General features: G+C 69.9%; 15 protein-coding genes and 1 pseudogene. 11 read left to right on the top strand and 5 right to left on the bottom strand.

Annotated elements, in window-relative coordinates; all coding sequences use genetic code 11:
* Nucleotides 1–109: 109 nt before the first annotated feature.
* The 6 genes from ftsZ (at nt 110) to EV375_RS05610 (ending at nt 5,172) form a co-directional block, all read left to right on the top strand.
* Entirely contained in the window at nt 110–1,324 is a 1,215-nt protein-coding gene (ftsZ, locus tag EV375_RS05635; protein WP_130298468.1) for a cell division protein FtsZ, read from the top strand.
* Nucleotides 1,321–2,049, top strand: coding sequence for a peptidoglycan editing factor PgeF (pgeF, locus tag EV375_RS05630; RefSeq protein ID WP_130298467.1), 729 nt, complete (start codon nt 1,321–1,323; stop codon nt 2,047–2,049). The genes ftsZ and pgeF overlap by 4 nt, the downstream gene beginning before the upstream one ends.
* A 3-nt stretch (nt 2,050–2,052) precedes the next feature.
* The gene (locus tag EV375_RS05625) at nt 2,053–2,781 is read left to right on the top strand and encodes a YggS family pyridoxal phosphate-dependent enzyme (protein ID WP_130298466.1); all 729 of its coding nucleotides are present in this window, start codon (nt 2,053–2,055) and stop codon (nt 2,779–2,781) included.
* Between the two features lie 152 nt (nt 2,782–2,933).
* Nucleotides 2,934–3,569 (top strand): cell division protein SepF, encoded by a 636-nt coding sequence (locus tag EV375_RS05620; RefSeq protein ID WP_130298465.1) that lies wholly within the window; start codon nt 2,934–2,936, stop codon nt 3,567–3,569.
* A gap of 75 nt (nt 3,570–3,644) precedes the next feature.
* The gene (locus tag EV375_RS05615; RefSeq protein ID WP_028435711.1) at nt 3,645–3,929 is read left to right on the top strand and encodes a YggT family protein; all 285 of its coding nucleotides are present in this window, start codon (nt 3,645–3,647) and stop codon (nt 3,927–3,929) included.
* 52 nt (nt 3,930–3,981) lie between these two features.
* Complete coding sequence (locus tag EV375_RS05610) at nt 3,982–5,172, top strand: DivIVA domain-containing protein (protein ID WP_130298464.1); 1,191 nt, start codon at nt 3,982–3,984, stop codon at nt 5,170–5,172.
* A 298-nt stretch (nt 5,173–5,470) separates the two neighbouring features.
* On the opposite strand, the gene ileS is transcribed toward EV375_RS05610, so the two are convergent.
* Nucleotides 5,471–8,614, bottom strand: a complete 3,144-nt coding sequence (gene ileS / locus EV375_RS05605; protein ID WP_130298463.1) for an isoleucine--tRNA ligase — start codon at nt 8,612–8,614, stop codon at nt 5,471–5,473.
* A 450-nt stretch (nt 8,615–9,064) separates the two neighbouring features.
* Between ileS and EV375_RS05600 the strand changes: the two genes are divergently transcribed.
* From EV375_RS05600 to EV375_RS05585, 4 genes and pseudogenes are all read left to right on the top strand, one after another.
* Nucleotides 9,065–9,889, top strand: a complete 825-nt coding sequence (locus EV375_RS05600) for a TraR/DksA family transcriptional regulator (RefSeq protein ID WP_130298462.1) — start codon at nt 9,065–9,067, stop codon at nt 9,887–9,889.
* A 66-nt stretch (nt 9,890–9,955) separates the two neighbouring features.
* Nucleotides 9,956–10,534 carry a signal peptidase II gene (lspA, locus tag EV375_RS05595; RefSeq protein WP_486588304.1) on the top strand — a complete coding sequence of 193 codons (579 nt, stop codon included), beginning with the start codon at nt 9,956–9,958 and terminating at the stop codon, nt 10,532–10,534.
* A gap of 93 nt (nt 10,535–10,627) precedes the next feature.
* Nucleotides 10,628–11,568 (top strand): annotated as a pseudogene (locus EV375_RS05590) (RluA family pseudouridine synthase).
* A 2-nt stretch (nt 11,569–11,570) separates the two neighbouring features.
* Nucleotides 11,571–13,163, top strand: coding sequence for a Na+/H+ antiporter (locus EV375_RS05585; protein ID WP_130298460.1), 1,593 nt, complete (start codon nt 11,571–11,573; stop codon nt 13,161–13,163).
* 128 nt (nt 13,164–13,291) lie between these two features.
* Here the strand turns inward: EV375_RS05585 and EV375_RS05580 are convergent, their stop codons facing one another.
* Nucleotides 13,292–14,407: a mechanosensitive ion channel family protein gene (locus EV375_RS05580; RefSeq protein ID WP_130298459.1), complete on the bottom strand. Its 1,116-nt coding sequence runs from the start codon at nt 14,405–14,407 to the stop codon at nt 13,292–13,294.
* Nucleotides 14,408–14,517: 110 nt separating this feature from the next.
* Between EV375_RS05580 and EV375_RS05575 the strand changes: the two genes are divergently transcribed.
* Entirely contained in the window at nt 14,518–15,090 is a 573-nt protein-coding gene (locus tag EV375_RS05575; RefSeq protein WP_130298458.1) for a dienelactone hydrolase family protein, read from the top strand.
* A gap of 254 nt (nt 15,091–15,344) precedes the next feature.
* Here EV375_RS05575 and EV375_RS05570 read toward each other — a convergent pair whose 3' ends face one another.
* The 3 genes from EV375_RS05570 to EV375_RS05560 form a co-directional block, all read right to left on the bottom strand.
* On the bottom strand, nt 15,345–17,030 hold the full coding sequence (locus tag EV375_RS05570) for an alkaline phosphatase D family protein (protein WP_130298457.1): 1,686 nt from the start codon (nt 17,028–17,030) through the stop codon (nt 15,345–15,347).
* 195 nt (nt 17,031–17,225) lie between these two features.
* Complete coding sequence (locus EV375_RS05565) at nt 17,226–18,020, bottom strand: thioredoxin domain-containing protein (RefSeq protein ID WP_130298456.1); 795 nt, start codon at nt 18,018–18,020, stop codon at nt 17,226–17,228.
* 102 nt (nt 18,021–18,122) lie between these two features.
* Nucleotides 18,123–18,848: a hypothetical protein gene (locus EV375_RS05560; RefSeq protein WP_130298455.1), complete on the bottom strand. Its 726-nt coding sequence runs from the start codon at nt 18,846–18,848 to the stop codon at nt 18,123–18,125.
* Nucleotides 18,849–18,868: the final 20 nt, after the last annotated feature.

The raw sequence follows: 18,868 nt of genomic DNA, 5'->3' as shown, positions 1-18,868 counted from the left end.
AAGACTCCAGGGAAGACAGACACCGGTAACCCTAAACTTCACACTTGGGGTTCGGGTCGACGTGGACCGCCCGACAGGGATACGTAACTCGAGGCGAGAGGCCTTCGACGTGGCAGCACCGCAGAACTACCTCGCAGTCATCAAGGTCGTCGGCATTGGCGGCGGTGGCGTGAACGCCATCAACCGGATGATCGAGGTCGGTCTCAAGGGCGTCGAGTTCATCGCGATCAACACCGACGCGCAGGCCCTGTTGATGAGCGATGCCGATGTCAAGCTTGATGTGGGCCGTGAACTGACGCGCGGTCTGGGGGCAGGCGCCAACCCCGATGTCGGCCGCAAGGCCGCCGAGGACCACCGTGAGGAGATCGAAGAGGTCCTCAAGGGGGCCGACATGGTCTTCGTCACGGCCGGCGAAGGAGGCGGCACCGGCACCGGCGGCGCCCCCGTCGTCGCCAGCATCGCCCGCTCGCTGGGCGCGCTGACGATCGGCGTCGTCACGCGGCCGTTCACCTTCGAGGGCCGCCGCCGCGCCAATCAGGCGGAGGACGGCATCGCGGGCCTGCGCGACGAGGTCGACACCCTCATCGTCATCCCCAACGACCGTCTGCTGTCCATCTCGGACCGTCAGGTGAGCGTGCTCGACGCGTTCAAGTCGGCGGACCAGGTGCTGCTGTCGGGTGTGCAGGGCATCACCGACCTCATCACCACGCCGGGACTGATCAACCTTGACTTCGCCGACGTCAAGTCCGTGATGTCGGAGGCCGGTTCGGCGCTGATGGGCATCGGTTCGGCCCGGGGCGACGACAGGGCCGTGGCCGCAGCCGAGATGGCGATCTCCTCGCCGCTGCTGGAGGCGTCGATCGACGGTGCCAGAGGCGTGCTGCTGTCCATCTCGGGCGGTTCGGACCTCGGCCTGTTCGAGATCAACGAAGCCGCGCAGCTCGTCAGCGAGGCCGCACACCCCGAGGCCAACATCATCTTCGGCGCGGTCATCGACGATGCCCTCGGGGACGAGGTGCGGGTCACCGTGATCGCTGCGGGCTTCGACGGCGGGCAGCCGCCCTCCAGGAACCGCGGCGAGAAGGCGCTCGGTTCGCACTCGTCCAAGGACGAGTCCTCCACGGCGGCGTTCGGGGCGGACCCCGAGGCCGACCGTCCCTCCTTCGGCGGCCTCGGCAGCGTGACCCCGCGTGAGAGCGAGCCGGAGCCGCTGGGTGAATCGTCCGGCGCGGGCCGCGACTCGTTGCCTCCGACGGTCCCGCCGGCCCGTCCGTACCAGGACAGCCAGGCCGAGGAGCTGGATGTGCCGGACTTCCTGAAGTGATAGGTACGCACGACTCCACGAGCGGCGCCCATTTCGCGTTCACCGACAGGTGGGGCGGGGTGAGCGCCGCTCCGTATGAGTCGCTCAACCTCGGCGGCCGCGTCGGTGACGACGCCGCGAACGTACGCGAGAACCGTTCCCGCGCCGCCGCGTCCCTCGGGCTCGCCCCGGACGACGTGGTCTGGATGCACCAGGTGCACGGGCGCGATGTCGCTCTCGTCGACACACCGTTCGCGGACGACGCTCCGGTCGACGGAATCGTCACCCAGCGCCCCGTGCTCGCCCTCGCCGTGCTCACCGCCGACTGCACCCCGGTGCTGCTGGCCGATCCCGTCGCGGGTGTCGCAGGCGCGGCGCACGCCGGGCGCCCGGGGCTCGTCGCGGGTGTGGTCCCCGCGCTCGTCGAGGCGATGCGGGAGCGCGGGGCGGTGCCGGAACGGATCGTCGCCCGTACGGGACCGGCCGTGTGCGGCCGCTGCTACGAGGTCCCCGAGGAGATGCGCGAGTCCGTCGCGGCCGAGGTTCCGGAGGCCTACGCCACGACGAGTTGGGGCACCCCGTCGGTCGACGTCGCGGCCGGTGTACGTGCGCAGCTAGCGGCCCGTGGTGTCACAGATCTGGAACAGTCCGCCGTGTGCACCATGGAGTCGGCCGACCACTTCTCGTACCGCCGTGAGAAGACGACCGGACGTCTTGCGAGTTATGTCTGGCTGGAGGGGAACTGAACCGTGACGGACCTCACGGCCCGTCAGGCCGAACTCGCCGAGAACCTCGCACGAGTGGAGCAGCGCATCGAGGGCGCTTGTGTCACCGCGGGGCGCAGCCGTGACGAAGTCACGCTGATCGTTGTCACGAAAACCTACCCCGCCCGGGATGTACGGCTGTTGGCGGACCTGGGCGTGCGGCACGTCGCGGAGAACCGGGACCAGGAGGCGGCGGCGAAGGCCGCGGAGTGCGCCGGGACCCCTGTGACGTGGCATTTCGTGGGCCAGCTCCAGACCAACAAGGCCCGCTCCGTTGCCGGTTACGCAGACGTGGTCCACTCCGTCGACCGTTCCCGGCTCGTCAACTCACTGAGCAGCGCAGCCGTGAGCGAGGGGCGCCGGCTCGACTGTCTGATCCAGGTCGCGCTCGACGCGGAGTCAGAAACCGCCGGCGGGCGCGGTGGTGCTGCCCCCGAGTCGGTTCCCGCTCTGGCGGACGCGGTGGAGGCCGCCCAAGGGCTGCGCCTGGCAGGGGTGATGACGGTCGCTCCGCTCACGGGACCGTACGCGGGACGGCCGGCCGAGGCCTTCGAGCGGTTGCGGGAAATCTCAACCGGCCTGTGTACAAGGCATCCTGCTGCGACCATGGTGTCAGCAGGGATGAGCTCGGATCTCGAAGAGGCCGTGGCTGCGGGTGCGACACATGTGCGCGTCGGCAGTGCGGTACTCGGAGAGCGACCCAGGCTCGGGTAACGTCGCGAAGCGAGTCGGACCACGGCACAAAATATGGTCATTTCCGTCGCGAGCGGGCAGACGGAGAGCGCCACGGCCGGCAACCGGTGACGGAGCCATGGGGCCTCCCCGCCGCACGCGGGGAACCCACCACAGAGCGGAGGACGCAGAGAATGGCCGGCGCTATGCGCAAGATGGCGGTCTACCTCGGCCTCGTGGAGGACGATGGGTACGACGGCCCGGGTTTCGACCCAGACGACGAGTTCGAGCCCGAACCGGAGCCCGAGAGGGACCGTCGGCGCCACGAGCCGCTGCAGTCGCACGACCCCCTGCAGAAGGACGAACCGGCCGAGCCGGTACGCGTGATGCACCCTCCCGTGCAGCGGGAGAGGGAGCAGTCGTCTCCCCCTGCGATCATCGAAAATGGACGATCCGGGAGAATTGCCCCCGTGTCATCCATCACACCTGAACGCCAGAGCCTGGAGAAGAGTGCCCCGGTGATCATGCCCAAAGTTGTGTCCGAACGGGAGCCGTACCGGATCACCACGTTGCACCCCCGGACGTACAACGAGGCCCGTACCATCGGGGAACACTTCCGCGAAGGTACCCCCGTGATCATGAACTTGACGGAGATGGACGATACGGATGCGAAGAGACTTGTCGACTTCGCGGCCGGTCTGGTCTTCGGTTTGCACGGGAGTATTGAAAGAGTGACGCAGAAGGTGTTCCTGCTGTCTCCTGCTAACGTCGATGTCACGGCGGAGGACAAGGCCCGCATCGCAGAGGGCGGGTTCTTCAACCAGAGCTGAAGACGCAAGGATCAACGGAACGGGCCGTAAGGTCGCACGAGAGCGCCCGGTGTGGCGAGGGGAGAGGGAAGCGCAGTGAGTACCGCACTCGAGGTGGTCCAAGTCGCGCTGTACTGCTTCCTGCTCGTGTTGATCTTCCGACTGGTGATGGACTACGTCTTCCAGTTCGCCCGCTCATGGCAGCCCGGCAAGGCGATGGTGGTCGTTCTCGAAGCGACCTACACTGTCACTGATCCGCCACTCAAGCTGCTGCGGCGGTTCATTCCGCCGTTGCGCTTCGGGGGCGTGGCGCTCGACCTGTCCTTCTTCGTATTGATGATCATCGTCTACATCCTGATCAACGTCGTGGCCAGGCTGTGAACGATCGAAATGGTCTTGCCGACATGCCGACGAGTTACGTTGAGGTGAAGAGATGCCACTGACCCCCGAGGACGTGCGGAACAAGCAGTTCACGACCGTCCGCCTCCGAGAAGGCTATGACGAGGACGAGGTCGATGCCTTCCTCGATGAGGTCGAAGCCGAGCTGACGCGCCTGCTGCGCGAGAACGAGGACCTGCGCGCGAAGCTCGCCGCAGCGACCCGTGCTGCCGCGCAGAACCAGCAGCAGGGCGGAATGCGCAAGCCCGAGCCGCAGGACAACCGGCAGGGTGGGCCGGTGCCCGCCATATCAGGTCCTGTGCCTCCCGGTCAGCACGGCGGCCCGGGCCAGCACCCGGGTCAGCACGGCGGCCCGGGTCAGCACCCCGGTCAGCATGGTGGTCCTGGACAGCACGGTCCGCAGCAGGGCATGGGCGGTCCCCCTCAGCTTCCCGGCGGGCAGCCGCAGCTTCCTGCCGGTCCTGGCGGCCCTCAGGGCGGTCCCGGTGGTCCCATGGGCCCGGGCGGACCGCAGGGTGGCCCCGGTGGACCCCAGGGCGGCCCCGGCGGCCCCATGGGCCCCGGCGGCGGCCTGCAGATGCCGGGTGGCGGCGGGCAGAACAACGACAGCGCCGCACGCGTGCTGTCGCTTGCCCAGCAGACCGCCGACCAGGCCATTGCGGAGGCCCGTTCCGAGGCGAACAAGATCGTCGGTGAGGCACGCAGCCGCGCCGAGGGTCTCGAGCGCGACGCCCGCGCCAAGGCCGACGCCCTTGAGCGGGACGCCCAGGAGAAGCACCGCGTCGCGATGGGCTCCCTGGAGTCCGCCAGGGCGACGCTGGAGCGCAAGGTCGAGGACCTGCGTGGCTTCGAGCGCGAGTACCGGACGCGTCTGAAGTCGTACCTGGAGAGCCAGCTGCGTCAGCTGGAGAACCAGGCGGACGACTCGCTGGCTCCGCCGCGTACTCCCGCCGCGCCCTCCCTCCCGCCGTCCCCGTCGATGGCATCCGCGGGTGCGCCCGCTGGTGGGGGGATGGGCAGCATGGGAGGCCACCAGTCGATGGGCGGCGGCAACGGCATGGGCGGTTCCGGCGGCCACGGCGGCCCGAGCTACGGCGGGGGTCAGCAGCAGATGTCCCCGGCCATGACGCAGCCCATGGCGCCCGTGCGTCCGCAGGGCGGCCCCGCGCCGCAGCAGGCTCCGTCACCGATGCGGGGCTTCTTGATCGACGAGGACGACAACTGATCATCTGACGGCGGACTCCGCCGGCCCTTGTGCTCGGCCCCTCGGCCCTCGTAGCGGGGGGCCGGGGACGTGGTCCCTCTCGTGGTCGCACAGGGCTCTCGGACGCCCGGCGGTTCGCTCTCCGCCCCGGCGATCCAGCGGCGGGTTCTCACTCCGTCAGGCGGATGCTCAGAGGTTTCTGCGGCGGGCCCCGTGACGGGTGTCCTGCGGCAGTGCTGAAGCGCGGACACCGCGAGGGGCCGCCCGCTTGTGCGGGCGGCCCCTCGCGGTCTGTCCCGCGGGCTCCGGGGCGATTCCGTCAGATCTTGCGGAGACGGAAGGTGAGGGAGAGCGACTCGTCCCGGAACGGGGCGCCGAAGTCGGCCTCCTCGGCAGCCACGTCCTTCTGCGCGAACTCCTCCGCGAGGACCTCTTCGGAGATCAGGACCGAGTGGTCCGCGAGGGCCCGGCCGACCTCCTCGTCCGTCGTGGACCACCGCAGCGCGATGCGGTCGGCGACGTCGAGGCCCGAGTTCTTGCGGGCCTCCTGGATGAGGCGGATCGCGTCCCGTGCGAGTCCCGCGCGGCGCAGCTCGGGGGTGATCTCCAGGTCGAGGGCGACCGTCGCTCCCGAGTCGGAGGCGACGGACCAGCCTTCACGCGGCGTCTCGGTGATGATCACTTCCTCGGGTGAGAGCGGCACGTGCTCCCCGTCCACCTCGACAGCGGCTGTGCCCTCGCGGAGAGCGGCCGAGAGCCATGCGGCGTCCGCCTCGGCGATCGCCTTGGCGACCGCCTGGGTGCCCTTGCCGAAGCGGCGGCCCAGAGCACGGAAGTTGCCCTTGGCGGTGGTGTCCACGAGCGAGCCTCCGACCTCCGAGAGGGAGGCGAGCGCCGTGACGTTGAGCTCCTCGGTGATCTGGTTGCGCAGGTCGGGGGAGAGGGTCTCGAAGCCGTGCGCCGCGACAAGCGCGCGGGAGAGCGGCTGACGCGTCTTGACGCCGGACTCGGCGCGCGTCGCACGCCCCAACTCCACCAGGCGGCGCACCAGAAGCATGTCCTGGGACAGTTCCGGGTCGACCTTGCCCGGGTCCGCTTCGGGCCAGTCGGCAAGGTGCACCGAGTCCGGCGCCCCCGGTGTGACGGGGACGATCAGGTCCTGCCACACGCGCTCGGTGACGAACGGCACGATGGGGGCCATCAGGCGCGTGACCGTCTCCAGAGTGTCGTGCAGCGTGCGCAGGGCCGCCGGGTCGCCCTGCCAGAAGCGCCGACGGGAGCGCCGTACGTACCAGTTGGACAGGTCGTCGACGAAGGTGGAGAGCAGCTTTCCGGCGCGCTGGGTGTCGTAGCCCTCCATGGCCAGCGTCACCTGGTCGACCAGCGCGTGCAGTTCGCTCAGCAGCCAGCGGTCCAGCAGGGGCCGGCTCTCGGGCGCCGGGTCCGAGCCGGAGGGCGACCAGCCGGACGTACGGGCGTAGAGCGCCTGGAAGGCCACCGTGTTCCAGAACGTCAGCAGCGTCTTGCGGACGACCTCCTGGATCGTGCCGTGCCCCACGCGACGTGCGGCCCACGGTGAACCACCGGCTGCCATGAACCAGCGCACCGCGTCCGCACCGTGCTGGTCCATGAGCGGGATCGGCTCCAGGATGTTGCCCAGATGCTTGGACATCTTCCGGCCGTCCTCGGCGAGGATGTGCCCGAGGCAGACCACGTTCTCGTACGAGGACTTCTCGAAGACGAGCGTGCCGACGGCCATCAGCGTGTAGAACCAGCCACGGGTCTGGTCGATGGCCTCCGAGATGAACTGCGCCGGGTAGCGCTTCTCGAACAGCTCCTTGTTCTTGTACGGGTAGCCCCACTGCGCGAAGGGCATCGAGCCCGAGTCGTACCAGGCGTCGATGACTTCGGGGACGCGCACCGCCGTCAGCGGGCAGCCCTCGGCCGGGCAGTCGAACGTGACCTCGTCGATGTAGGGGCGGTGCGGGTCCAGGGCCGACTGGTCGGTGCCCGTCAGCTTCGTCAGCTCCGCGAGCGAGCCGACGCATGTCAAGTGACCTTCCTCGCAACGCCAGAAGGGCAGCGGCGTGCCCCAGTAGCGGTTGCGGCTGAGGGCCCAGTCGATGTTGTTGTCCAGCCAGTCGCCGTAGCGTCCGTGCTTGACCGACTCCGGGTACCAGCTGGTGCGTTCGTTCTGCTCGAGCAGCGCGTCCTTGATCTGGGTGGTGCGGATGTACCAGGACGGCTGCGCGTAGTAGAGCAGGGCCGTGTGGCAGCGCCAGCAGTGCGGATAGCTGTGCTCGTACGGGACGTGCCGCAGCAGCAGGTTGCGGGCGGCGAGGTCGGCGACGAGCGCCTCGTCGGCCTTCTTGAAGAACTGCCCCTCCACCAGGTGGAGTCCGGCCTCGAAGGTGCCGTCGGGGCGGACCGGGTTGACCACGGGGAGGCCGTAGGCGCGGCAGGTGCGCATGTCGTCATCGCCGAAGGCGGGAGCCTGGTGGACCAGGCCGGTGCCGTCCTCGGTGGTGACGTAATCGGCGTTGACGACGAAGTGGGCGCCCTCCATCTCCACGATGTTGAACGGGCGTTCGTAGCCCCAGTGCTCCATCTCGGCGCCGGTGAAGCGCTCCCCGGTCGGCTCGTAGTCCTCGCCCAGCGCCTTCTCCAGCAGGGGCTCGGCGACGACGAGCTTCTCCAGCCCGTTGGTCGCGACGACGTAGGTGACGTCCGGGCGGGCCGCGACCGCGGTGTTGGAGACCAGCGTCCAGGGCGTGGTCGTCCACACCAGGAGCGACGCCTCGCCCGCGAGGGGCCCCGACGTCAGCGGGAACCGCACGTAGACCGACGGGTCGACTACCGTCTCGTACCCCTGGGCCAGTTCGTGATCCGACAGGCCGGTGCCGCACCGCGGGCACCAGGGGGCGACGCGGTGGTCCTGGACCAGCAGACCCTTTTCGTAGATCTGCTTCAGCGACCACCACACCGACTGCACGTACTCCGGGTCCATGGTGCGGTAGGCGTCGTCCATGTCGACCCAGTAGCCCATGCGCGTCGTCAGCTCTGCGAAGGCGTCGGTGTGCCGGGTGACGGACTCGCGGCAGCGGGCGTTGAACTCCGCGATGCCGTAGTTCTCGATGTCCTGCTTGCCGTTGAAGCCCAACTCCCGTTCGACGGCCAGCTCCACCGGCAGGCCGTGGCAGTCCCAGCCGGCCTTGCGAGCCACGTGGTAGCCGCGCATCGTACGGAAGCGCGGGAAGACGTCCTTGAAGACGCGTGCCTCGATGTGGTGGGCGCCGGGCATGCCGTTGGCGGTGGGCGGGCCCTCGTAGAAGACCCACTCGGGCCGTCCCTCGGACTGCTCGAGAGTGCGGGCGAAGACCTTGTTGTCCCGCCAGAAGTCGAGCACGGCGTGCTCGAGGGCGGGCAGGTCGACCTGGGCTGGCACCTGGCGGTACTGCGGCATCGGAACTTCCTCCGGCGGACATCTCGCTTCCGTCGGAGGGACGAGATCACCTGCCTCAACGGCGGCGGTCCCGCGGTACCACCCTCCTTGGCAGCGGAACGTGCCCACTGCCCCCTCATTGGGGTGCGCTGCCGGTTCTACTCGCGCGGGTCGTGCCCGGCGCTTTCTTCCGGCGGCTCCGGGGTGATCTTCACGCCGTGCAGACCCCTGGGCTCACACCGTCCCCAGGTCGCTCGCGGCTGCGTGCGGACGCTACTCGTCCCCTTCATCGCCTTTCGCTCAGCCCAGTGTAAGGGGCTCGGCGGGCTGCGGAGGGCCGGTTTTCGCGGGGCCGGGCGGGGCACAACGGATTGGAGACCGGCGTGCCCCCGTTGTCGAGCGTTCGGAGTCGATTTATCGTTCCGGTCACGTTTCGCGAGCAAGATCACAATATGTGAAGGGGCCACGGCCATGGTGGCGAAAGGATCTGCCGCGAGTGATCCGGCAGCTGCTGACAAGTCCACGAAGACGGCCGCGTCCACGAAGAAGACCTCTGCGGCCGGCAAGACGGCACCGAAGAAGGCGGCGGCGAAGAAGAGCGCAGCCAGGAAGACGGGGAAGACCGCAGCGGAGGGGGAGGCGCCCGCGAAGAAGACCCCGGCGAAGAAGACCCCGGCGAAGAAGACCCCAGCGAAGAAGACCTCAGCGAAGAAGTCCTCAGCGAAGAAGACCGCGGCGAAGAAGGCCGCGCCCAAGAAGACGGCCGCGAAGAAGGCCGCGCCCAAGAAGACGGCCGCGAAGAAGCAGACGACGGGAGCCGAGAAGGTGGCTGCGAAAAAGACTCCGGTGGCGAAGACCGAGAAGGTCCCCACGGCACGGGCGGTCGCCGCTCCTGCGGAGCCGGGCGAACTCGCCGTAAGGGCGGGGGAGGAGCCGTGGACACCCGAAGAGGTCGAGGGGGCCCGCAGCGAACTGCAGAGCGAGGCCCAGCGGCTGCGCGACGAACTGGTTGCGTCCGGCGAAGCGCTCGACGGACTCATGCGGGACTCGGGCGACGGCGCCGGCGACGACGACGCCGACACCGGCACCAAGAACATCACGCGCGAGCACGAGATGGCCCTGGCGGCCAACGCCCGCGAGATGCTTTACCAGACCGAGCGGGCCATCGAGCGGCTCGACGCCGGGACGTACGGCCTCTGCGAGAACTGCGGCAATCCGATCGGCAAGGCACGGATGCAGGCGTTTCCCCGTGCGACGCTGTGCGTGGAGTGCAAGCAGCAGCAGGAGCGGCGCTAGGTGCCCGAGGGGCGGGTGGGGGGCGAAGGGGGCCGCTACCGTCCTCATATGTCGTACCCTCGTCGGGTGACAGAGGTGGAGCGGACTATCGGTACTCCTGACGAGGCCACACAAGAGCCCGCCGACGGTTCCGGCGGCGACGCACAGACCGCCCACCGCGGCAGACGCCGGGTCGGTGTTCTGATCTCGGTGGCCGCCCTCGCCTACGCGTTCGATCTGATCAGCAAGCTGATCGTGGTCGCGAGTCTGGAACACCATGCGCCGATTCAGGTGATCGGTACGGTGCTTCAGCTGGACGTGGTGCGTAACCGCGGCGCGGCCTTCGGTATCGGCGAGGCTCTCACCATCGTCCTGACGGCGATCGCGGCCGTGGTGATCGTCGTCATCGCGCGCATCGCGAGGCGGCTCTACAGCGTTCCGTGGGCGATCGCGCTGGGGCTGTTGCTGGGCGGAGCGTTCGGGAATCTCACCGACCGGGTCTTCCGTTCGCCGGGCGTCTTCCAGGGCGCCGTCGTGGACTTCATCGCACCCACGCACTTCGCGGTCTTCAACCTCGCGGACTCGGCGATCGTCTGCGGTGGCATTCTGATCGTGATCCTCTCCTTCCGGGGCCTCGACCCCGACGGGACCGTGCACCGGGACTGACCGGCAGCGGAGCGCTCAGGGCCACCGCCCGCCGATGCGCGGAGTCGGGCCGCGATGACGGAGAGCATCCGGGCATCCGGCATACTCGACCGGGTGAGCACGATCCCCGAAACCCGCACCCTGCCCGTACCGGACGGCCTCGAGGGCGAGCGCGTCGACGCCGCCATTGCCAGGATGTTCGGCTTTTCCCGCACGAAGGCGGCCGAACTGGCCGCAGACGGCAAGGTGTTGCTGGACGGTTCCGCGGCCGGCAAGTCCGACCGGGTCCACGGGGAGCGTGGCTGGAGGTGGAACTGCCGCCTCCACCCGAGCCGGTGCGGATCGTGGCCGAGCCCGTCGAGGGCATGACCGTCGTTCATGACGACGCCGACCTCGTGGTGGTCGACAAGCCCGTGGGCGTCGCCGCGCACCCGAGCCCCGGCTGGAGCGGCCCGACGGTGATCGGCGGGCTGGCCGCGGCGGGGTACTCCGTCGCCACCTCCGGCGCGGCCGAGCGGCAGGGCATCGTGCACCGCCTCGACGTGGGCACGTCGGGGCTCATGGTCGTCGCCAAGTCCGAGCGTGCGTACACCCTGCTGAAGCAGCAGTTCAGGGAGCGGACCGTCGACAAGCGGTACCACGCGCTCGTGCAGGGGCACCCCGACCCGCTCAGCGGCACGATCGACGCCCCCGTGGGACGCCACCCGCAGCACGACTACAAGTGGGCGGTCACGGCTCAGGGCAAGCCGTCCGTGACGCACTACGACCTGATTGAGGCCTTCCGTGCCGCCAGCCTCCTCGACATCAAGCTGGAGACCGGCCGTACGCACCAGATCCGCGTGCACATGTCCGCGCACAGGCACCCGTGCGTCGGCGACCTCACCTACGGGGCCGACCCGAAGCTCGCCAAGCGGCTGCGGCTGGAGCGGCAGTGGCTGCACGCGGTCAGGCTCGGCTTCGAGCACCCGTCCGACGGGAGCCGGGTGGAGTACGAGAGCGCCTACCCGGAGGACCTGCAGAAGGCACTGGACATCGTCCGGTCCGAAAGTGCCTGAGCATGGACCAGCTCGCCCTGCTCTTCGCCCTGCTGCTCGGTGCCGTTCTGACCGTTCCCGTGGCGGACCGAATAGGTGTGCCCTCTCCGGTGCTGATGACGCTGCTCGGCGGTGTCCTCGCGCTGCTGCCGTTCGTGCCGACCGTCGAGGTGCCGCCGGAGTTCATTCTTCCGCTGGTGCTGCCGCCTCTGCTCTACGCGGCCGTGCACCGAACGTCCTGGCGCCAGTTCGCGGCGAACAAGCGGCCCATATTCCTGCTGGCGGTGGCGCTGGTCTTCGTGACCACCGCGGCTGTCGCGGCAGTGGCCGACGCGCTGGTGCCGGGGCTCGGCCTGGCGGGTGCCGTGGCGCTGGGGGCGCTCGTCGCACCGCCCGACCCCGTCGCGGCGACGACGGTCGCCGGGCGGCTGGGGCTGCCGCGGCGGCTGGTGTCGATCCTGGAGGGCGAGGGCCTCTTCAACGACGTCACGGCGATCACCCTTTACCACGTCGCCGTCGCGGCGGCCGTCACCGGGACGTTCTCCGTCAGCGGCGCGATCGGCGAGCTGGTCCTCTCCGCGGTCGTCGCGGTGGCGGTCGGACTCGCGCTGGGGTGGGCGGCGAACAAGCTCGCCGGGTTCCTCGGGGACGCGACGCTGCAGACGGGGCTCACACTGCTGGTGCCGTTCGCCTCCTACGTCCTGGCCGAGGAGCTGAAGGGCTCCGGCGTGCTGGCGGTGCTGATGACCGCCCTGTATCTCTCCTCCGGGCGTGCAGTGGACGCGGACGACGTGCAGGGTCGGCTGGTCGGTCAGAGCTTCTGGTCGATCGTCGACACGCTCGTCACCGGCGTCGCCTTCGGCCTGATCGGGCTGGAACTGGCCGCCGTCGTCGGCCCCGTACGCGGACGCTGGGACGAGCTGCTGCCGGCGGCGCTCGCCGTGATCGCCGTGGTGGTCGTGCTCCGGCTGGTGTGGCTCCTGCCGGCGGCGTGGCTGGCCAAGCGGTTGCACCGGCGCAAGGACCTGGACGAGGACATCCCGCTCACCTGGCGTGAGACGACGGTCGTGTGGTGGGCCGGCATGCGCGGCGTGGCCTCTGTGGCGCTGGCGCTCGCCGTGCCTCTGACGGTGGACGGCGGCGGCAGCTTCCCCGAGCGGGACGCCATCCTGTTCATCGCCTTCGCTGTCGTCCTGGCCACGCTCCTGCTCCAGGGGCTGACCCTTCCGTGGCTGGTCCAGCGCCTGCACGTGAAGTCCGACAGCGCCGCCGAGCGGGAGCTGGAGCGGCAGCTGGCCATGAGGTGCGCGAAGGCGGCGCGGCGGCGCGTGCGGCAGGTCGAGGAGGACGAGGACCTTCCGGAGGAGGTGTCCGAGGCGCTGCTGCGTCGGGCTCACGACGTGGGCGCGCGCATCTCGCCGGACATCGTGGAGCACGAACGCAGGGAGGCGCACACCATGCGTACCGCCCGGATGAAGAAGATGCACAGGCTCAACGCGGAGCTGCTCTCCGCCGCCCGGCACGAGGTCATCGCCGCGCGCAGCGAGCCCGGTGTCGACCCGGAGGTGTGCGACCGCGTCCTGCATCAGCTCGATCTCCGCAGTTTCCGGTTCTGAGACGGCGACGCGGAACGGGCGGGCCGGGGCGGTCCGCCCGCGGGCGCGCGGCACGATCGGGGAGCATGGGCCTGCCCCCGCGGCCGGGGGAAGGGGCAGGGGCAGGGGCAGGGACCCGGGGCCCTGGGTCAGGAGCGCCTGCCGCTGCGGTTGTTGCGGCCTTCCAGGTGTCCGTTGCTGGAGCTGGAGCTGGAGTTGGAGTACGACTCCGGGTGATCGCCCGCGGAGGAGAGCCGGATACCCGGCAGCGCGTACGGGTGTTCACGCTGGAGCCAGTCGAGCAGCTGTTCACGAAGGTCGCAGCGGAGCGTCCACAGATCGTCGGACGTACGGGCGGAGACGGCAGCGCGCACCTCGATGGTGGTGTGGGTCGCGTCGGTGACGACGAGGCTCCAACTGCGGCCGTCCCAGTAGTCGTTGGCCCGCACCAGCTCCTCGGTCCGCCTGCGGATCTCCGCGACCGGGGCGGAGTGGTCCAGCTGGAGAAGGACCGTGCCGGTCATCTGCGGGCCGCCGCGCGACCAGTTCTCGAACGGCTTGCTCGTGAAGTACGAGACCGGCATCGTGATGCGCCGTTCGTCCCATGTGCGCAGCACCAGGTAGGAGACGGTGATCTCGTCCACCGTGCCCAGTTCCCCGTCGACCACGACCTCGTCGCCGATGCGGACCATGTCGCCGAAGGCGATGGACAGGCCGGCGAAGAGGTTGCCCAAAGTGGCCTGGGCGGCGATACCGGCGACGATTCCCAGCACACCCGCGGACGCGAGCATCGAGGTGCCGAGCGTCCTCATCGCCGGGAACTGCAACAGGATGGCGGAGGCCGCGATGACGACGACGACCGTGGTGACCAGGCGCTGGATCAGGGTGAGCTGGGTCTTCACGCGCCGTGCGCGCGCCGGGTCGTGCGCCACACCGGCGTACCGGGCGGTGGTCGTCTCCACCACGGCGGCGAGAACCCGCAGGACCAGCCATGCCGTCGCCGCGATGAGGATGATGTGCAGCCACAGGTTGACCGTCGGGCGGTAGCTGCGTGCGATCTCCGCCTGGTCGTAGAACAGATTCAGGAGGGCCACGAAGACCACGGCCTGCAGCGGTACGCGCCCGCGCCGCAGCAGCCCCCAAAGGGGCGTCTCCGGGTGCCGGGCGTCTATGCGGCGCAGCAGGCGGTCCACGCCCCAGGCGATGGCGAACGCGAGCACGATCGCACCGCCGAACACGATGAGCGGGCGTAGCACGTTCTCCATGACGGGATGACTCCTCGGGGGTTGGCGGGCACTGCCGACGGTACCTGCCACCATGTGCGGTGGCCCGGCCCGGAACCGGGCCTCGGGTGCTATGTGAGGGAAGTGACATTTTGGCCACCGTCGTTCTGTTCCACTCCGTCTACGGGCTGCGACCCGCCGTGCACAGGGCGGCGGACCGGTTGCGGGCCGCCGGGCACGAGGTGCACACGCCCGACCTGTTCGAGGGGCGCACGGCCGGCACCGTCGAGGAGGGCGCGGAGTTGAAGGACGAGATCGGCCGGGACGAACTGCTGATGCGCGCCGTCACCGTCACGGCACCGCTTTCCGAGCGCGGCCTCGTCTACGCGGGCTTCTCGCTCGGCGGTTCCATCGCACAGAACCTCGCCCTCGCCGACGACCGTGCCCGGGCGCTGCTGCTCCTGCACGGCACGTCGGACCTTCCGGAGGACGCCGCCGTGGACGATCTCCCCGTACAGCTGCACGTCGCCGACCCGGACCCCTTCGAGCCGCACGACTGGCTGAACGCCTGGTACCTGCAGATGCGACGGGCCGGAGCGGACGTCGAGGTCTTCCGGTACGCCGGAGCGGGACATCTCTTCACCGACGAGGAGCTGGACGACCACGACGCGGAGGCGTCCGAGCGCACCTGGCGCACGGTGCTGGGCTTCCTCGACAGCGTGTAGACGCGCCTCGGTCCCTGGCCACGCGTGCGGGCACGGCCAACCGCCCGGGGACCGCGCCGTGTTGAGCTTTCCGGGCCCGGCCAGGACCGCCGGGACGGGGACGGGGACCGGGACCGTTTCCTCGCCGGGACCGGGCCCGGTGCGAGGACCGGGGCGCTGCGCCGGGACCGTCACCGTCGCCGTGCGTACGCCGTCGGCCGAGCCGTCCGACGGCGGCACCCTGACGATGACGGTCCCGGTGCGCCTCCGGCCGGTCAGGTGCCCAGCGGGCCGTCCGCCTTCTCCAGGCGACGGGTGCCGGAGAGCGTGCGGTAGGAGCGGCGGACCTCGCTGGTCGCGTTCTTGTCGGTCTTGTCCGAGAGGACGAAGTAGTCCATGTGCGCCCGCTCGGAGTCGACGTCGAGGACGCCGTAGCCGTGCGAGTCCATGTCGAGCCAGCGCACGTGTCGGTTGGTGGCCCTGACGGCGGCCTCCGCGACCGACGAGACGGTGTCGGGCGCGGCATGGATGATGTCGTCGAGATTGTCGGACGTGACGGACGCGACGACGAACTCCGTGGCCACCGGCTCGTCCTGGGGGTACGTCGCGGCCTTGAGGGGGACCTCGTTGGCGAAGGCCATGTGGATGTCGCCCGTGAGGAAGACGGTGTTGTCGATGCGCTGGTCGCGCAGGTGCGTGAGCAGTTCCCGCCGGTCGTCCGTGTAGCCGTCCCACTGGTCGACGTTGAGGGCCAGGCCCTCCTTCGGGATGCCCAGCAACTCCGCGAGGGGGCCCAGCAGATGGGCCGGCACGGCGCCGAAGGCGACCGGGGAGATCATCACCGAGGTGCCGACCATGTGCCAGCGCGCGGGCGAGGAGGTCAGCCCGGACTTGAGCCAGTCCAGCTGCTTGCGTCCGGTGATGGTGCGCTCGGGGTCGTCGATGACGTCGCCGTCGCCGATGGACGCCTGCTTGTCGCGGAACGAGCGCAGGTCGAGCAGGTGCAGATCGGCGAGCCGCCCGAAGCGCAGTCGGCGGTACGTGGTGCCCTCCGTGGAGGGGCGTACCGGCATCCACTCGAAGTAGGCCCGTTTGGCGGCCCGTTGCCGGTCCGCCCACTCGCCCTCTTCGCCGGGGGTGTGGTTCTCCGCGCCGCCGGACCAGGTGTCGTTGGCGATCTCGTGGTCGTCCCAGATGGCGATGAGGGGGTGGGCCGCGTGCATCGCCTGCAGATCGGGATCGAGTTTGTGGTGCGCGTGCCGAGCGCGGTAGTCGGCGAGGGTGATGGTCTCGTGCTCGGGCTGGACGGTGCGGAGCGCGCCCCCCTGAAGGGGGTACTCCTCGTGGCCGTACTCGTAGATGTAGTCGCCGAGGTGCAGGACGGCGTGCAGGTCCGCGCGTGCGGCCAGATGCCTGTACGAAGCGAACCAGCCGGCCTCGTAGCTCGCACACGAAACCACGCCGAAGCGCAGGCGGGCGGGGTCGGCGTCTTCGGCGGGGGCCGTACAGGTGCGGCCGGCGGGGGAGTTCACGCCGCCCGCAGTGAAGCGGAACCAGTAGGCGGTGTCCGCGGCCAGTCCGCGTACGTCCGCCTTCACGGTGTGGTCGCTCGTGGCTCCGGCCGTGACGGTGCCGCGAGCGACGACCTTGCCGAAGCCCTCGTCCTCCGCGACTTCCCAAGTCACCGTGACGGGGCCGCCCTTGCCCGACCCGGGCACGGCGTCCGCGGTGGGAGTGACGCGCGTCCACAGCAGAACGCCGTCGGGCAGCGGGTCACCGGAGGCGACGCCGTGGAGGAAGGCTGGGCCTTCGGCGGCGTGGGCGACGGGCGCGCCGCCGACGAGGGGGAGGAGGGCCGCCGAGGCGGCGGTGGCCGCAACGACGGTGCGGCGCCTGGGGTGCCCGGAGGAGGGTCTCTCTGCCGGGACCGAAGTGGGGGACTCACCATGTGTGTTTGTCACGGACTCAGATGTTACGCACAAGTAGCCCCGGCGGGCAGGTCCCTCGCAAGAGTTCAACTGCCCGCCGGGGCGTGTTCGTTCACGGGACGGAAAGCGGAGCAGGCGGACCGCACGAAGGGCGGTCCGCCCGAACCGCCCTTCGCGGCACGGGGGTTCGGGGGTGGCGGGGCGAGCCCGCCGCCACCCCCGTCGCCGTTACTGCTTCGGAGGCGTGAGCTTCACGCCCAGCTTCTGCAGCTCGGCCGGGAGCTGCTGCTGGTCGACGTCCTTGCCGTCGATCCGGATCGTGGGCGTGCCCTGGATCTTGCTCTTCTTGAAGTCCTCGACCATGACGAGCGCCCACTTGTCGTAGGTGCCGTTCTCGAGGGACTTCTTGAAGCCGGCGTTGTTCTTCAGCGCTGGGATCGAGTCCGCGACCTCGAGCAGGTAGTCGTCATCGGCGAACTTGTCCTGGCTCTCCTCGGGGTGGAACTTCGGCGAGTACAGCGCGTCGTGGTAGTCGCGGTAGGCGTCCTTGCTCACGTTGAGCGCGGCACCCAGGGCGCTGATGGCGTTCTTCGAGCCGTCACCGCCGAGGTTGCCGTCGATAAGGGCGCCCAGATGCACCTTGAGCTTGTACTTGTCCTCCTCGGCGCCCTTGACCATGATCTTCCCCGCGGTCTGCTCGAACTGCGCGCAGGCGGGGCAGCGGAGGTCCTCGTAGACGTCGACGGTCTTCTTCCCGTCGCCGATGACGATGTCCTGGCCGTCCTTGCCCGAGGAGTTCGCGGGCTTGACCAGCTTCTGGTCCTTGGCAGCCTCCCAGCCGCTGGGGGCGGTCAGCTTCGTGACGGCGAAGAAGATGCCGCCGGCCACGGCGAGGACGGCGAGGACCGCGACGCCGACCAGCGCCTGCCGGCGCATCTTGTCCTTCTTTGCCTGCCGTTCACGCTCCGCGCGCAGCCGATCGCGGGCGGCGCGCTTGGCTTCCTGGCTGTTGCGCTTGCTCATGGGTTTCTTCTCCGTGGTGATGTACGCGGTGTGCGTGGGGACGACGATGGACGGTCTCGTACCGGTCGGCTCGCGCGCCTGTTGCTCAGGATCCGTTCCTGATCAGGCTGCGAGCGCGACCGGCGGCGGTCCTCGTCGGTGCACGGAGTGGGTGAGCAGCGGCAGAGCACGCGGGCCCAGAACGGGCAACGACCGCGGGGCGGGCAGGGGTTCCCCGCACTCGTACGTACGGGAACGGGCCGCGAACGCCGTCCGCAGCGGCCGGAACGCGGTCACCGAGGCGGCGCGCAGCAGCCCGGCGAGTGCCGCCTCACCCCGGCGGAGCCAGGCGGCGGCCACGAGCCCGACCGCGACGTGCGCGGCGAGCAGCACGAACGGCGTCGTCGACGGGCCGGTGTCCAGCGGGCCCAGCTGCGCCAGGGCACCGTGGGCCAGGCCCTCGGTCCGGCCGGAAGCGCCCTGCGAAGCGATGTGGGCGAGCGGGGTGCCGATGCCGGTGCCGCCGCACAGCAGGTCGACGCCGACGGTGCGCAGCGGACCGGTGACGGGTCCGCCCGTCTGCCCGTAGCAGGCGTGCTGACCGGTGGTGAAGACGGTGTCGGCGAGCAGTTCCAGCGGGATCAGCACGGCGGCGATGCGGCCGTAGCCGCGCTCGCGGTCTGCGAGGGCGAAGGCCAGCAGGAAGATCACGCCGGTGACCGCCAGCAGCGGGCCGACGGGGAGCGGCATCCCCGAGAGCAGGACGTGGGACCCTGCGGACAGCGTGACGCACAGCACGGTGAAGACCACCGCGCGTACCGTCCGTATGCTTGCCGCACCCATGTCCATCGCCGGAAGTGTGCCATGCG

It is taken from the genome of Streptomyces sp. CNZ301, from assembly GCF_004217425.1.
The sequence above is the reverse complement of the archived record's forward strand: the minus strand, read 5'-3'. Positions and strand labels throughout refer to the sequence as shown.